Annotated in this window: 14 protein-coding genes and 1 pseudogene; 7 read left to right on the top strand and 8 right to left on the bottom strand. The window is 72.4% G+C overall.

Translation table 11 applies throughout. The features are described 5' to 3' along the window. The first annotated feature begins 1 nt into the window (after position 1). Positions 2-715, top strand: coding sequence for a hypothetical protein (locus KYY02_RS24755; protein ID WP_371241499.1), 714 nt, complete (start codon positions 2-4; stop codon positions 713-715). After that, positions 613-1,269, top strand: coding sequence for a zinc-binding dehydrogenase (locus tag KYY02_RS24750; protein ID WP_371241498.1), 657 nt, complete (start codon positions 613-615; stop codon positions 1,267-1,269). Before KYY02_RS24755 ends, KYY02_RS24750 begins: the two co-directional genes overlap by 103 nt. A gap of 21 nt (positions 1,270-1,290) precedes the next feature. Here KYY02_RS24750 and KYY02_RS24745 read toward each other — a convergent pair whose 3' ends face one another. The 3 genes from KYY02_RS24745 to KYY02_RS24735 form a co-directional block, all read right to left on the bottom strand. Further along, positions 1,291-1,734, bottom strand: coding sequence for a transposase (locus KYY02_RS24745; protein ID WP_371241496.1), 444 nt, complete (start codon positions 1,732-1,734; stop codon positions 1,291-1,293). 376 nt (positions 1,735-2,110) lie between these two features. Then, the gene (locus KYY02_RS24740) at positions 2,111-4,432 is read right to left on the bottom strand and encodes an FHA domain-containing protein (RefSeq protein ID WP_371241494.1); all 2,322 of its coding nucleotides are present in this window, start codon (positions 4,430-4,432) and stop codon (positions 2,111-2,113) included. A 66-nt stretch (positions 4,433-4,498) separates the two neighbouring features. Continuing rightward, positions 4,499-4,909, bottom strand: a complete 411-nt coding sequence (locus KYY02_RS24735; protein ID WP_371241492.1) for a hypothetical protein — start codon at positions 4,907-4,909, stop codon at positions 4,499-4,501. Between the two features lie 338 nt (positions 4,910-5,247). Between KYY02_RS24735 and KYY02_RS24730 the strand changes: the two genes are divergently transcribed. Further along, positions 5,248-5,631 (top strand): nuclear transport factor 2 family protein, encoded by a 384-nt coding sequence (locus KYY02_RS24730; RefSeq protein ID WP_371241490.1) that lies wholly within the window; start codon positions 5,248-5,250, stop codon positions 5,629-5,631. Positions 5,632-5,739: 108 nt separating this feature from the next. Here the strand turns inward: KYY02_RS24730 and mgrA are convergent, their stop codons facing one another. Beyond that, positions 5,740-6,732, bottom strand: a complete 993-nt coding sequence (mgrA, locus tag KYY02_RS24725) for an L-glyceraldehyde 3-phosphate reductase (protein WP_371241603.1) — start codon at positions 6,730-6,732, stop codon at positions 5,740-5,742. Between the two features lie 127 nt (positions 6,733-6,859). On the opposite strand from mgrA, the gene KYY02_RS24720 reads away from it, so the two are divergent. Both KYY02_RS24720 and KYY02_RS24715 read left to right on the top strand, forming a co-directional pair. Continuing rightward, positions 6,860-7,747 (top strand): LysR family transcriptional regulator, encoded by an 888-nt coding sequence (locus KYY02_RS24720; protein ID WP_371241488.1) that lies wholly within the window; start codon positions 6,860-6,862, stop codon positions 7,745-7,747. 27 nt (positions 7,748-7,774) lie between these two features. Further along, the gene (locus tag KYY02_RS24715) at positions 7,775-8,290 is read left to right on the top strand and encodes a mycothiol transferase (RefSeq protein WP_371241486.1); all 516 of its coding nucleotides are present in this window, start codon (positions 7,775-7,777) and stop codon (positions 8,288-8,290) included. On the opposite strand, the gene KYY02_RS24710 is transcribed toward KYY02_RS24715, so the two are convergent. From KYY02_RS24710 to KYY02_RS24695, 4 genes are all read right to left on the bottom strand, one after another. Continuing rightward, positions 8,272-9,342 carry an adenosine deaminase gene (locus KYY02_RS24710; protein WP_371241484.1) on the bottom strand — a complete coding sequence of 357 codons (1,071 nt, stop codon included), beginning with the start codon at positions 9,340-9,342 and terminating at the stop codon, positions 8,272-8,274. The genes KYY02_RS24715 and KYY02_RS24710 overlap by 19 nt on opposite strands. Before the next feature lie 46 nt (positions 9,343-9,388). Then, complete coding sequence (locus KYY02_RS24705; RefSeq protein WP_371241482.1) at positions 9,389-9,784, bottom strand: VOC family protein; 396 nt, start codon at positions 9,782-9,784, stop codon at positions 9,389-9,391. A gap of 102 nt (positions 9,785-9,886) precedes the next feature. Then, positions 9,887-11,248 (bottom strand): PI-PLC domain-containing protein, encoded by a 1,362-nt coding sequence (locus tag KYY02_RS24700; RefSeq protein ID WP_371241480.1) that lies wholly within the window; start codon positions 11,246-11,248, stop codon positions 9,887-9,889. A gap of 105 nt (positions 11,249-11,353) precedes the next feature. Then, complete coding sequence (locus KYY02_RS24695) at positions 11,354-12,244, bottom strand: glycoside hydrolase family 19 protein (protein WP_371241478.1); 891 nt, start codon at positions 12,242-12,244, stop codon at positions 11,354-11,356. A gap of 340 nt (positions 12,245-12,584) precedes the next feature. On the opposite strand from KYY02_RS24695, the gene KYY02_RS24690 reads away from it, so the two are divergent. Both KYY02_RS24690 and KYY02_RS24685 read left to right on the top strand, forming a co-directional pair. Next, positions 12,585-14,126 (top strand): SDR family oxidoreductase, encoded by a 1,542-nt coding sequence (locus KYY02_RS24690; protein WP_371241475.1) that lies wholly within the window; start codon positions 12,585-12,587, stop codon positions 14,124-14,126. Positions 14,127-14,208: 82 nt separating this feature from the next. Next, positions 14,209-14,648: pseudogene (locus KYY02_RS24685) on the top strand (SPW repeat protein); the annotation flags it as partial. Positions 14,649-14,971: the final 323 nt, after the last annotated feature.

The raw sequence follows: 14,971 nt of genomic DNA, 5'->3' as shown, positions 1-14,971 counted from the left end.
GATGCGCTGCTCCCCGGTGGTTCTGGAGGTCCCCGACCCGACCGACGAGACCGGTCTGAAGAAGGTCTACTCCACGGACCGGTTCCACAAGCACCGCATCGACGAGGTCCGCGAGGAGGACAGGAACGGCACGTCGCCGACGAAGGTGACGACGTGCCGGTACATCGGCGCCCCGGCATGGGCGTACGACGACAGCGAACTGCTCAGCGAGAAGGCGCGCACCTGGAACCAGTGGCGCGGCTACGCCAAGGTCCGCACCCTCGTCGGCGCCGCCCCCGACAAGCGCACACAGGCCGACACCCTGTACTTCCGCGGCATGGACGGCGACAAGCTGCCCAACGGCGGAAAACGCGACGTGAAGATCGAGGACAGCGAGGGCGGCACGGTCGAGGACCATCCGCTCTTCGTCGGTCAGACCCGCGAGACGCTGTACTACGACGGCGAGGGCGGCGCTCTCCAGTCGGCCACCCCCCACCTCCCTGGGTACGTGGTCCGACCGCCACACGTAACCGCGCCGACGGTGCCGAGCCGCTCAGAGCGTGGTTCGGCGGCACCGCCGAGGTCGCCTCGCGCACGGTCCTGTCCGGCGACCGCGGAATGCGTCGCACGGCGGTGGAACACTCCTACGACGACCGGGGGCGGCTGGCGCACATCACCGACCGCGGCGACCTGGCCAAGCCCGGTGACGACACGTGCACCCGCTACGAGTACGTGACGGACGAGAGCAAGTGGGTCTTCACCCCGCAGAGGCGGGTCGAGACCCTCACCAAGGCGTGTGACGCCAAGGACATCACCCGCCCGGCCGACGTGGCCGGCGACAAGGTGCTGCACTACGACTCCGTCTACAACCTCCAGCGGACCGAGTCGCTCAGCGACTGCAAGGACGGCAAGCCCCTCTACCGCCTGGACGCCTCCGCCACCTTCGACGCCTACGGCCGCCCGACGTCCGCCACGGACGTCCATGGCAACACGACGAAGACGGCGTACGTCCCCGCGTCCGGCTCCCTGCCCGTCAAGACCGTCGTCACCAACCCGCTCGGCCACGCCCAGACCAACGAGCTGGACCCGGCCCGGGGACTGGTCCAGGCCGAGGAGGATGCCAACAAGCGGCGCAGCGTCATGGAGTACGACGCGCTCGGCCGCCTGGTGACAGAGGGGAAGCTGCGGCCGACGGTGGACACGGTCTTCCCGCTGGAGGAGACAGCGGCCGCACACCGGGCGCTGGAGGCGGGCGGGGTGCGTGGCAAGTACGTGGTCAGAGTCGACTAGGGTTTGTTGGGAAGGTGCTGGTCACAGCCACTCGTTGAGGACTGCGACCAGCACGGTCGCCTCGTAGCGGACGGCGAGCTTGTCGTATCTCGTGGCCACGGCCCAGTGGCGCTTGAGGCGGTTGATCCCGCACTCGACGGCATGCCGCTCGCGGTAGTCGGTTTTGTCGAACTTCGGCGGCCGACCGCCTCGGGCACCGAGCTTCTGGCAGTTGCGGACGCGGTCGGCGGGGACCGGGATGGTCGCCTTGATCCCGCGTCTGCGCAGGTAGGCCCGGTTACGGCGGGAGTCGTGCGCTTTGTCGGCCCGCACCCGGTCCGGCCGCCTGCGGGGCCTGCCCGGACCAAGGCGAGGTACCCGGACGGCTTCCAGGACCGGCTCGAATTGCGGCGAGTCACCCCGCTGGCCAGCTGTGGTCACGACGCTCAGCGGCTTCCGCCCCTGCTCGACCAGGATGTGCTCCATGTTCGACACGCCGGAAAAGCCGGGAGTCCCCCGGCACGCCTGACCTTCGGGAAAACTCCGTGCCGCCGTCGGCCAGACCGGCCACGGCGGTCCGGTAGCGGGCCGGGGCCTCCTCGGTCCGCATCAGCAGCGGCCGCGGAGCGGCGGCGCGGGCCGTGGGAGCGCCGACGGCGGGTGAGCCCAGGGGTACGAAGACCGGACGGCGGCCGTCGGTCCACGCCGACCAGCCGTTGGAGCACGGCACGTACTCCCGGTCACCGCACCGCTCCAGCATCTGCACCGGCGGCAGCGGGGCGGTGGTCTCCCAGACGGACCGGCCGTGCTCGGGGACGACACGTGCGGGGGGCGCGGGATCCGGGACCGTCGCTGGTGGCGCCTACCCCCTCATCGGGGCCGGTTCGTGACGTCGCAGCAGACGGGACACCAGCAGGCCGAGGAGCAGCGACAGGGCGAGCAGCATGCCGACGGCGAGCAGCCACACGCCCGCCGTGTGCGCGAAGAGCGGATCACTGCTCAGGTCGCCGGGCGAGAGCGAGGGGAGCCCAATGGTGCCGGCCATCGCGGCGAATCCCCAGCGGGCGGGTATCAGCCAGGCCAGCTGCTCCAGCACGAGCACGCCCTCGAGCGGCAGCAGGGCGCCGCAGAAGACGACCTGGACGATGGCGAGCAGCACCAGCAGCGGCATCGTCACCTCCTCCTTGCGGACCACCGCGGAGACCAGCAGGCCGAGCATCATCGCGGTGAAGGCGAGCAGCGCGACGGCGACGGTGATCTCGACAAGGGGCGGCATCAGCACACCTTCGCCGCCGGGTGCGTTCAGGTCCACGCCGAGCAGTGCGACGAGGGTCAGCACCACGGCCTGGAGCACGGTGACCGTGCCGAGCACGACCACCTTGGACATCAGGTACGCCGATCTGGACAGGCCCACGGCCCGCTCTCGCTGGTAGATCACCCGCTCTTTGACGAGTTCGCGCACCGCGTTGGCCGCGCCGGTGAGGACCGCGCCGACGCACAGGATGAGCAGGGCGTTCATGGCGGACCTGCGCGTCAGCCCACTGCCCGCGAGGGCCCGCGCCATGGCACCCATCACGAACGGCAGCGCGATCATGACGGCGAGGAAGGTGCGGTCCGCGGCGAGCGCGGCGGTGTAGCGGCGGACCAGGGTGCGGAGCTGGGCGCCCCAGCCGCGTGGCCGGGGCGGGGGCCCCACGAAGATCGGCTCCTCGCGGGGCCGCTCGGGCTGGGCTGCGGCCTCGACGACGTACCGCCGGTGGAAGGGGGAGTCGCGGTACTGCCCCGCCCAGTCCCGGTCCTGCTGCTGGTCGAACGCCTCGAAGGCCTCCGGCCAGTGCTCGAAGCCGAAGAAGGCGAGGGCGTCACCGGGGGGACCGTAGTAGGCGACCCTGCCGCCGGGGGCGAGGACGAGGAGGCGGTCGCAGACGTCCAGGCTGAGCACGCTGTGGGTGACGACGACGACGGTCCGGCCGTCGTCGGCGAGGCCGCGCAGCATGCGCATCACCGAGCGGTCCATGCCGGGGTCGAGGCCGGAGGTCGGCTCGTCGAGGAAGAGCAGCGACGGCTTGGTCAGCAGTTCCAGCGCGACGCTGACCCGTTTGCGCTGTCCGCCGGACAGGCTGTGCACGTGCTGGTGGGCCCGCTGCGCGAGGCCGAGCTCGCGGATCACCTCGTTGACCCGGGCCCGTCGTTCGGCCTGGGCGGTGTCCTGCGGGAAGCGCAGCTCGGCGGCGTAGGACAGGGCGGCGTGGACGGTCAGCTGGGTGTGCAGGATGTCGTCCTGCGGGACGAGGCCGATGCGCTGGCGCAGCTCGGCGTAGTCGTGGTAGAGGTCGCGGCCGTCGTAGAGGACGGTGCCGTGGCCGGCGGGGCGCTGGCCGGTGAGCGCGTTCATCAGGGTGGACTTGCCGGCACCGCTCGGGCCGACGACCGCGAGCAGGCATTTCTCCCCCACCGGGAAGGAGACGTGGTCGAGGAGGCGCTTGGTGCCCCGGTCGACGGCGACGGTGAGGTCCTGGACGTCGAGGGAGACCTCGCCGGTGTCGACGTACTCCTGGAGTTCGTCGCCGATCAGGCAGAAGTCGGAGTGGCCGACGCCGACGATGTCGCCGGGGCGGATGTCGGCCCGGTCGACCGGCACGCCGTTGAGGTAGGTGCCGGTGTGGCTGCCGAGGTCGACGATCTCGTACGAGCCGTCGGCGTGGACGTGCAGTTCGGCGTGGCACCGGGAGACGATCAGGTCGTCGACGACCAGGTCGTTGCCGGGGTCCCGGCCGATGCGGACGGTGCGGGTGGGCAGCGGTCGTACGGAGGCCGGCTGCCGGAAGGTGTGGGTGAGGGCGGGACGGGAGACCGCCTGCGGCCGGTCGCGTGCGGGGGCGGCGAGGACGGCGCGGGGGCCGTCGTCGGGATTGCCGAAGTGGAGGACGCTGCCGGGGCCGACCTCCCGGGCGCGGATGCGCCGGCCGTCGGCGTAGGTGCCGTTGGTGCTGTGCTCGTCCTCGACGGTCCAGCGGCCGTCCACGGAGTGGAGCACCGCATGATGCCAGGAGACCCGGGCGTCGTCGATGACGATGTCGCTCAACGGGTCGCGTCCGACGTGGTAGTCGCGGACCGGACTCATCACGGTGGAGCCCGTCTCGGTCTCCAGGACGAGCTCCGGGGCGACCAGTCGCTCCGCCATGTCTGAATTCTACCCACTGGCCCATTCGGGTGCCCGGCGTCACCGGCCGGGGTGCGCCTGTACGCCTCAGGCGACGGGAACACCGAACGCCCGGGCGGCGCGTTGCATGCGCAGGGCGTCCACCGACTCGGCCAGCAGTTCGTACTCGGTGGTGTCGTCGCCGGTGGTGAGGCGCGCCATCCGCCCGGCGGCGAGCGTCTCGGCCACCTCCTCCTGCCGGGCGACGTCGCCGCACCAGGTGCGCAGTACGGCGGGGACGTCGGGCACCCCGTCGGCGACGGGGACGAGCGCCCCCGGCGGTAAGTGCTCGGCTTCGGGCTGCGGGTCGAGGCGCTCGGCGATCCAGAGGGCACGGTCGCGCAGCCACCACAGGGCGAGGGCGAGGGTGGGCGCCCGGTAGGTGCCGAGCGGTACGCCGATGCGCCGGCCGTTGCAGACCCCGTACGCGGTGACATGGCACAGGAATTCGTCGTGCACGTTCCCTCCCCCGCTGCGTCGCCCGCCCGCCGGGCCGGGCCGGCTGCCGCCTCGTGGCTCGCATGCTGTGCGTGAGGGCGCCGTCGCGCGGTGTGAAGCGCTCTCGCTAGACGAGTATGTTCACCGCTGAAACACTGTCACCATGTGTTTCCGGCCAGTTTCCTGGCGTATTCCCAGCCGCCGTCGGCCGAAACGGTGCGGGTGCGGCCGACGGGCCGCACATGACCTCGGGGGTAATCGACCGCGGACCGGGGGCGCGGGCAAGGTGGGGGCACCGGGTCGCCACGACCGGGATCCACCGTCCGACCAGTAGACACGACCTCCCTGGGGGATTCGCCATGACCGCAGCCGCCCGCCGTTACGACGCCGTCGTCGCCCGCTACTTCGAGGCCTGGAACGCCGACGGCGTCGAGGCGCGCGCCAAGGCGGTGGCCGACGTGTGGACCGCGGACGGCCGTTACACCGACCCGCTGTCCGACGCCCTCGGCCACGAGGCGATCACCGCGGTGATCGCGGCGGCGCACGAGCAGTTCCCCGGCTTCGCCTTCCGGCTCGTGGGGAGCGTCGACGGCCACCACGACACCGCGCGCTTCTCCTGGGAGCTGGTGAACCGGGCGGACGGCTCGGCCCCCGTCGCCGGCTCGGACGTGATCACGCTCGACGCCGAGGACCGCGTCCGCGCCGTGTACGGCTTCCTGGACCGGGTGCCCGAGGGAGCGTGACCCTGCCTCTCGTGGGGACGCCGAAGGCCGAGCCGGCCTACGCGTCGTCCGGCGTGGCCGGGCGGGCGTCTCGTCGGCGCTCGCCCGGACCGCGGCCGTACCGGTGGGCTACTGCTTCACGATCGCGTCGATACGGGCCAGTTCGTCCTCGGTGAAATCGAGGTTCCGGGTGGCCGCGACGCTGTCCTCGAGCTGCTGCGGGCTGCTCGCGCCGACCAGGGCGGAGGTGAGCCGACCGCCGCGCAGCACCCAGGACAGCGCCATCTGCGCCAGGCTCTGGCCGCGCGAGCCGGCGATCTCGTCGAGCGCGCGCAGCCGGCCCACCAGTTCCCCGGTGACGGCGTCGGTGTTCAGGAAGGGGCTGTCGCTCGCGGCCCGGGAGTCCTCGGGGATGCCGTCGAGGTAGCGGGCGGTCAGCAGGCCCTGCTCCAGTGGGGAGTAGGCGATGGAGCCGACCTGGAGCTCGTCCAGGGCGTCCATCAGCCCCTCGTCCTCCGGGCGGCGGTCGAGCATCGAGTAGCGGGGCTGGTTGATCAGCAGCGGCGTGCCCAGCTCGCCGAGGATGCGGGCGGCCTCACGGGTCTGCTCCGCGGAGTAGTTGGACACACCGACGTACAGCGCCTTGCCCTGCTGGACCGCCGAGTGCAGCGCGCCCATCGTCTCCTCCAGCGGAGTCCGGGGGTCGAAGCGGTGCGAGTAGAAGATGTCGACGTATTCCAGGCCCATCCGGCTCAGGCTCTGGTCCAGCGAGGACAGCAGGTACTTGCGCGAGCCCCACTCGCCGTACGGGCCGGGCCACATCAAATAGCCGGCCTTGGTGGAGACCACCAGTTCGTCGCGGTACCGCGCGAAGTCCGACGTGAGCGCCTCGCCGAGGGCTGACTCGGCCGCGCCCGGCGGGGGCCCGTAGTTGTTGGCGAGGTCGAAGTGGGTGACGCCCAGGTCGAAGGCGCGGCGCAGGATGGCGCGCTGGGTCTCGGCCGCGCGGTCGGGACCGAAGTTGTGCCACAGGCCGAGCGAGAGCGCGGGAAGCTTCAGGCCGCTGCGTCCGGTGCGCCGGTAGGGCATGTCCGCGTAACGGTCGGGGTGTGCGGTGTACAACACGACTCCAGGGGGATTGGCACATGTCTCGGCGGTTCCGTCGAACCGCCCGTCCACTCTGTCGTGAGCTGCGGGCAGTGGTCCAACAGAAGAATCCGATGGGATTCAGCGGATACGCTTCTCAATCATGGAACTGCGTCACCTCCAGCACTTCGTCGCCGTGGCCGAGGACCAGCATTTCACCCGGGCGGCGGAGCGGCTGATGGTCTCCCAGTCGGGCCTGTCCGCGTCCATCCGCGCCCTGGAGCGCGAACTGCAGACCCCGCTGTTCGTCCGCACGACCCGCAGGGTGACGCTCACCGAGGCCGGCCGGGCGCTGCTGGCGGAGGCCGAGCGGATCCTCGCCCAGGTGCGGGCCGCGCACGAGGCGGTGGCCGCGGTGCAGGGCGTGCTGCGCGGCACCCTCGCGCTGGGCGCCGAGCAGTGCGTCGCCGGGGTGAACGTGGCGGAGCTGCTCGCCACGTTCCGGCGGCTCCACCCGGACGTGGAGATCCGGCTGCGCCAGTGGGGTTCGGCCGCGCTGGCGGAGGAGGTCGCGGCGGGGCGGCTGGATCTGGCCTTCGTCTACCGGACCGAGGCGGACCCGGAACAGTTGCGGTCGGTGCCGCTGACCAGTGAGCCGATGACCGTGCTGTGCCATCCGGACCACCGGCTCGCGCGGAGCGGAGCGCCGCTCACCCCGCACGACCTGACCGACGAGGTCTTCGTCGACTTCCATCCGGACTGGGGCCCGCGCCGCGCCACCGACGCCGCCTTCGCCGCCGTCGGCGCACGGCGCACGGTGGCGCTGGAGGTGAACGACGTGCACAGCCTGCTCGACCTGGTCGACGAGGACCTGGGCGTCGCCGTCGTGCCGCGGCACTTCCGGCACAAGCGGGAGGCGCTCACCGCGCTTCCGCTGAAGGACACGGGCGAGGCGGTGTACGAGACGGTCGCCCTGGTGCCGTCACCGCGGGCGACCAGCCCGGCCGCGCGGGCGCTGATGGCCCTGTTGCCGGGCGACAGGGGCGCGTGAGGCGCACGGATGCGCGAGGGTGGGGACATGCATGCCAAGGACATCCTCATCGACGGCTTCGGCCGCATCCGGGAAGAAGTCCACGCCGCCGTCGAAGGGCTCGGCCCCGACGAGCTGAACGCCCGGCCCGGCCCCGGCGCGAACCCCGTCGCCTGGCTGGTCTGGCACCTCACCCGGGTCCAGGACGACCACGTCGCCGACGCCTTCGGGCTCGACCAGGTGTGGCTCTCCGGGGGCTGGGAGAGCCGCCTGGGCCTCGGTCTGCCCCGCCGCGACACGGGGTACGGCCACACCTCGGCGCAGGTCGCCGAGGTGCGGGTCGGCTCCGGTGACCTGCTGACCGGCTACTACGACGCCGTGCACGAGCGGACGCTCGGGGTCCTGCGCGGGCTGACCGCGCAGGACCTGGAGCGCGTCGTGGACGAGCGCTGGGATCCGCCGGTCAGCCTGGGCGTACGGCTGGTCAGCGTCCTGTCCGACGACCTGCAGCACGTCGGACAGGCCGCGTACGCGCGGGGGCTGCTTCAGAGCACCGCGTCGTAACCGGGCAGCACGACGTCCCGTATGAGCGCGTTGCGCTCGTCGAACGGCAGGAACGCGCTCTTCACGGCGTTCACCGTGACCGTGCGCAGGTCCTCCGCCCGCCAGCCCGCCTGCTCGACCAGCAGGGACATCTCGCGGGTCATGGTGGTGCCCGACACCAGACGGTTGTCGGTGTTGAGGGTGACCCGGAAGCCGAGGTCCTTCAGCGCGGTGATCGGGTGATCGGCGATCGAGGCGGCTGCGCCGGTCTGGAGGTTGGAGGTCGGGCACATCTCCAGGGCGACGCGGCGGTCGCGGACCCAGGACGCGAGACGGCCGAGCTTGCCGTCCACGATGTCGTCGGTGATCCGCACCCCGTGTCCGATGCGCTGGGCGCCGCACACCTGGAGCGCCTGGTGGATGCTGGGCAGACCGTGGGCCTCACCGGCGTGGATGGTGAAGGGCACGTTCTCGCGGCGCAGATGCGCGAAGGCGTCGAGGTGGTCGGCGGGCGGGAAGCCGTCCTCGGCACCGGCGATGTCGAAGCCGACGACGCCGGCGTCCCGGAAGGCGACGGCCAGGTCGGCGGCCTCGCGAACGCGGTCGAACATCCGCATGCCGCAGAGCAGGGTGCCGACCCGGACGGGCGTCCCGGCGGCGGCGGCCTTGGCCGTGCCGGCGGCGAGGCCCTCCTGGACGGTCTCCACGACCTCGCTCATCGTCAGTCCGCCCCTGGTGTTCAGCTCGGGGGCGTAGCGCACCTCGCCGTAGACGACGCCGTCGGCGGCCAGGTCGAGGACGTACTCCTCGGCGGTGCGCAGCAGGCCCTCGCGGGTCTGCATGACGGCGAGGGTGTGCTCGAAGGTGGCTATGTAGCGGACCAGGTCACCGGAGTTCGCGGCCTCGACGTACCAGGCGGCGAGTTCGTCGGGGTCGGTGGTGGGCAGGGTGTGGCCGACGGCCTCCGCCAGTTCCACGACGGTCGCGGGGCGCAGACCGCCGTCGAGGTGGTCGTGCAGCACCGCCTTGGGGAGGCGGCGGAGGGTCTCTGCATCCATGCGCGTGGATTCCATGTGCGGTCGTTCCTCAACGGGTCGTTCGGCAGGAGGGCGGAGCGGATCAGGGGGCGGCGGGCTGGAGCAGGTCCCAGCGGTTGCCGTACAGGTCCCGGAAGACGGCGACCGAGCCGTACGGTTCGTGGCGCGGCTCCTCCAGGAAGGTCACGCCGGCGGCGGTCATGCGTGCGTGGTCGCGGGCGAAGTCGTCGGTGTACAGGAAGAAGCCCACGCGCCCGCCGGTCTGGTCGCCGACCCTGGCTCGCTGGGCCTCCCCCTTGGCGCGGGCGAGCAACAGCCCCGTGCCGGTGTGCCCGGCGTCCGGTTCGACGACGACCCAGCGGCCGCCGTCCGGCCGGGGCGAGTCCTCGGCGAGCCGGAAACCGAGCGCCTCGGTGTAGAAGCGGATCGCCTCGTCGTAGTCGTCGACGACGAGGGTGACCAGGGGGATGCGTCTCATCGCGGCCTCTCGAAGGGGGATCGATCGGAGAGGTTATACGTAAAACCGCCGGGCGCGCCAGTCCCGCTCCGAGGAGGCCCCGGAGCGGGACCGGCCGGGCGGCTACGGGTACGCGTAGGTGTTGAGGGCGGTGACGGCGGCCGCCGGGTCGCCGAGGTCGTAGCGGTCCACGGCGAGGTAGTTGGGCTTCTTGCGGGCGGCCGGCTGGCAGAACCGGCGGGCGCGGTCGGCGAGCTTGGAGTTGTCCGTGCCGGCCGTGGAGGCGATCGTGACGTCCCGGAAGTGGTTCATGACGAACAGGGGGCGGAAGCCGGGTTCGGTGCGGGTCAGCGGGATGCCGGCGCCCGCGTCGTACCACCGGCTGTAGCAGGACCAGTCGGAGGCACCGACGCCCGGGCCCATGGACCAGTGGTTCTCCACGGTCCATTCGCGCTGGTACATCACGCCGAAGGTGTCCCGGGTCGTTCCGGCGGCCCGGTCGGCGGCGCGGCTGTGGTCGGTGAAGACCAGCAGCCGGTGTCCGGCGGCGGCCAGCTGCCCCATGGTCGGCCAGCCGTCCTCCCGGACGCCGGTACGGTCGGGCCGGTAGAGCACGTCCGGCAGCCCCCGGACGCGGGCGAGTTCGGCGCGCAGGACGCCCGGGGCGACGTAGTCCTCCAGGAAGACGGTGACGAACTGGTCGGGGTGGGCGTGCAGGAAGTCGACGATCCGCTGGAGGCTCACCCACAGGGCGACGGGCCTGCCGACCAGGGCGCAGCTGTTGTGGCAGAGGATCGCCCCGTCCGGGGTCTGGTGGATGTCCAGCATGAACCCGCGGACACCGTCGGCGAGTTGGCGCTCGATGCCCCGGTTCTGGTTGGGGAAGAGGTCGACGAGGGGCGGGGCGAATCCGCCGTCGACGCCGTTGGCGTAGGCGTTGTGGGCGGTGAGGAAGGTGACCTGGTCCAGGGTGCGTCGGTCCCGCGGCGGCGCGGGGCGGGTCACCGGGTCGACCGGGGTCAGGTACCAGGTGGCGAGATCGCCCGTGCCGCTGCCGACGGCGAGCGGGGCGCCGTGGTCCGCGCCGGAGGGTCCCGGGGCGACGGTGAGGCGGCGGTCGGTGCCGGGGACGGCGAGCGTGAACCGGTCCGCGCCCGCGGAGGCGATCTCCCAGCGCGCCTCCGGGCTCGCGCAGGCCACGGTCCGGGCCTGATCGCCGGCGCGGCCGAGACAGGCGCCGGGGCTGTCGGTGTTCTCCAGGGTGCCGTCGGCGCCCAGGTTCCACCGCTGGCGGTCCTCGTCGCCGCGCGGTCTGCGCTGCTCGACCGTCCCGGAGGTGTCGGCGGCGTTCAGTCCGGTCGTCGCGCTCTGGAGGTAGTGGGCGCCGGGCGACGGAGCCGCCGCGGCGGGTGCGGGCGCCACGACCGTCGCGGCCAGCGCGGCGGCCGTGACGGTCGTGGCGAGCAGGGCGTGGGGGGTGCGCATGGCGGCTGCCCTTCGTCCGGGTCACGGCCCGCGCACGTGCGGTGCGCGGGCCGTGACCCGGGGGTAGTAGGTCAGGTGCATGACACCATGCCCAGCGGTCGGGCGTCAGCAGTACAGGTTGCCGCCGGGTGACGTTCCGAGGATCCGGGTGAACTCCTGGTACTTGCTCACCCTGCTCTGCACCTGCGCCGGGTTGCGGCCGTCGCACTCGAGGGAGCCGTTGATGCTGCGGATCGTCTGGCCGAAACCGGCCTGGTTGACCATGGCGTTGTGCGGGGTCATGCTGCCCGGGCCGGACTGGGTGTTCCAGTACCACAGGGCCGTCTTCCAGGCCACGGCCGCGTCGTTCTGCACCAGCCAGGGGTTGCCCAGGAGGTCGATGCCGAGCGCGTCGCCCGCGGCCTTGTAGTTGAAGTTCCAGCTCAGCTGGATCGGTCCGCGCCCGTAGTACGCGGCCTGCCCGGCCGGACAGCCGTACGGCTGTCCCCAGTCGCAGTAGTGCGGGTAGTTGGCGGTGTTCTGCTCCACCACGTGCGCCAGACCGCCGGTCTCGTGGCTGACGTTGGCGAGGAAGGCGGCGGCCTCCTGCTTCCTCACCGCGTCGCTGCCGGTGCCGGCGAAACCGGGGTAGGCGCTCAGCACCGCGGTCAGTCCGCCGTAGGTGTAGAAGGGGTTCCGGTTCGGGAACATCCGGTTGAACTGCGCCTCGGTCACGACGAAATCGCCGACGGGCGTTCCGGGGCCGTTGTCACAGGCGTACGGCTCCCAGTACCAGGTGCTGATGACCGGGTCGTAACCCGGGTTGGCGTGCTCGGCGATGTACGCCCGGCCGTCGGTGTAGCGCACGATGTCACCGGCGTCGTACGGCCTTCCGGCCACCCAGCCCGGATAGCTGGAGCACGAGGCGGCGGAGGCGGTGGCGGCGGGGAGCAGCACCGGCGCGCCGCCGGCGAGGACGAGGGCGGCGGTCACGGCGGCGATGCGTCTTCTCGGCATGGGGCGACTCCTTCGCGGAACGCGGCCGCTCCCGGACGAGGACACTCCTGGGCGGGGCCTCGCCCGCACACGCCGGCGGGGCCGGTCACGGCGGTGGGGGCGGCCGTGGTGGGGGTGTGGGAGCACACTCAACCGCTTTGGTCTGTACCAGTCAAGGGTTTGGACCGGTCACCGTGACACGGACGTGTCGGCCGGCACCGGGGCGGGGTCCGGGGCGCGGGGACCCACGCCGGCGCACGGACGCGCTCCCCCGCTTGCTCCGAAGGGGAACGGACTCGTGCGGAACCGTCGTTCCGGGGAAGTGATCGCCCGACACCGCACGCGACACGAGGAGGACACCGTGACGACACCGCAGGACGGCACCGGGCGGGGACCGCTCTGCCTGGTCACCGGGGCGACGGGGTACATCGGCGGGCGGCTCGTGCCCGAACTTCTCGACGCCGGGTACCGGGTGCGCTGCCTGGCCCGTTCGCCGGACCGGCTGCGCGATCACCCGTGGACGGGCCGTGCGGAGGTGGTCCGCGGCGACGTCACCGACTCCGCGTCCGTGGCCGCGGCGCTGGACGGCGTGGACGTGGCGTACTACCTGGTGCACGCGCTGGGGGCGGGTCGCGGCTTCGAGGAGACGGACCGCCGGTCGGCGCGGATCTTCGGCGGGCGGGCCCGGGAGGCGGGCGTGCGGCGCATCGTCTACCTCGGCGGGCTCACCCCTGCGGGCGTTCCCGAGCGGGAACTGTCGCCGCATCTGCGGTCGCGGGCCGAGGTGGGCCGGATCCTGCTGGACTCGGGCGTGCCCACGACCGTGCTGCGGGCCGCGGTGGTGATCGGTTCGGGATCGGCCTCCTTCGAGATGCTGCGCCACCTCACCGAGCGACTGCCGGTGATGGTCGCCCCCAGGTGGGTGCACACCCGGGTCCAGCCGGTCGCGGTGCGCGACGTGCTGCGCGCCCTGGTGGGCAGCGCGGGCATGCCCGAGGACGTCAGCCGGGCCTTCGACATCGGCGGCCCGGACGTGCTGACGTACCGGGACATGATGGTGCGGTACGCGGCCGTGGCCCGGCTTCCGCGCCGTGCGATCGTACCGGTGCCGATGCTCACGCCCGGCCTGTCCAGTCACTGGGTGGGGCTGGTCACGCCGGTGCCCGCGTCCGTCGCCCGGCCGCTCACCGAGTCGCTGCGGCACGAGGTGGTCTGCCGGGAGCACGACATCGCGCGGTACGTGCCCGACCCGCCCGGCCATCCGCTCGGCTTCGAGGAGGCGGTGCGCCTCGCCCTGAAGCGCGTGCGCGAGGCCGACGTGGCGACCCGGTGGTCGTCGGCCTCGGTACCCGGCGCACCCAGCGATCCACTGCCCACCGACCCCGACTGGGCCGGCGGCAGTCTGTACACGGACCGCCGGGAACGGACCGTGGACGCCTCGCGGGAGTCCTTGTGGCGGGTGATCGAGAGCATCGGCGGGGAGAACGGCTGGTACTCCTTCCCGCTCGCCTGGGCGGCGCGCGGGCTGCTGGACCGGCTGGCCGGGGGCGTGGGGCTGCGCCGGGGGCGGCGGGACGCGGCACGGCTGCGGGCCGGCGACTCGCTGGACTTCTGGCGGGTGGAGGAGATCGAGCCGAACCACCTGCTCCGGCTGCGGGCCGAGATGCGGCTGCCGGGACTGGCCTGGCTGGAGATGTACGCCGAGACGGACGACACCGGCCGCACCCGGTACCGCCAGCGGGCCCTGTTCCATCCGCACGGGCTGCTCGGACACCTGTACTGGTGGGCCGTCTCCCCCTTCCACGCCGTCGTGTTCGGCGGCATGGCCCGCAACATCGCGCGGACCGCGGCGAGGACGGCGACCGGGACCGGCACCCCCACAAAACCTACTCATAAAGGGTGATCAAGGGCAGAATGAACTTACGTGACTCCCGGCGCATACCTCACCGGACGCGGTCATGCCTGCTGGTCGAAGGAGACGACTCATGGCCGACGTCTCGCACCCGCGCGGTGACATCACGAGCCACCCCCGACGCTTCCGAGATGCGGGCACGGTACGACCGCGTGCCCGGCGGTCGTGATGTGGCCCTCGTGGACGGACCGGTGTTCCTGCTCGGCCTCTACTGTGCGGTGTCCCCGTGGATATTCCACTGCACGACGAGCCAGCCCGCGCTCGTGGCCCACGACCTGATCGTGGGCATCGCGATCGGTCCGCTCGCCCTGGGCCTCACCGCGGCCCCGGCACGCGTGTACGGCCTCAGCGGAGCCATGTGCGCCCTGGGTCCGTGGATGATCGTCTCGCCGTGGATCGTCGGCGGCCACCCCGATGCCGGGGTCATCTGGAACAGCATCGTCATCGGCGCCCTCACCCTGATCCTGGGCACGGCCTGCGCCGCCCACGGCCGCCAGGAGCGCCCGCCGTCCACGGGAAGGCCACGAAAGGATCCGAACGCCGGTCCGCGCCGACCGGCCCTTTCGCGTCCGGGCGGGACCGCCCCGGCGGCCGGGCGGGGCCGGGTCCCGGCACGAGGGGGGAGGAGCGGGAGCCGTGGGCGGCGGCGGGACACGACGGCCTCCTCGACGGACGGCGCGAGGGGTCGCTTGTCGCTCCTCACAGGTGTCAGGCACTGCAACTGTCGCAGTGGCCGCAAGCGACGGGGCGGTCGCCACGGGGCAGTCACGCCGTACAGCGGCACGGGTGGACGGTGGGGAGGTGTCTCGTGGACGCCGGGCTTGCGCGACTCCCCT

Source organism: Streptomyces pimonensis (genome assembly GCF_041380215.1).
Classification (GTDB): domain Bacteria; phylum Actinomycetota; class Actinomycetes; order Streptomycetales; family Streptomycetaceae; genus Streptomyces; species Streptomyces pimonensis.
The sequence above is the reverse complement of the archived record's forward strand: the minus strand, read 5'-3'. Positions and strand labels throughout refer to the sequence as shown.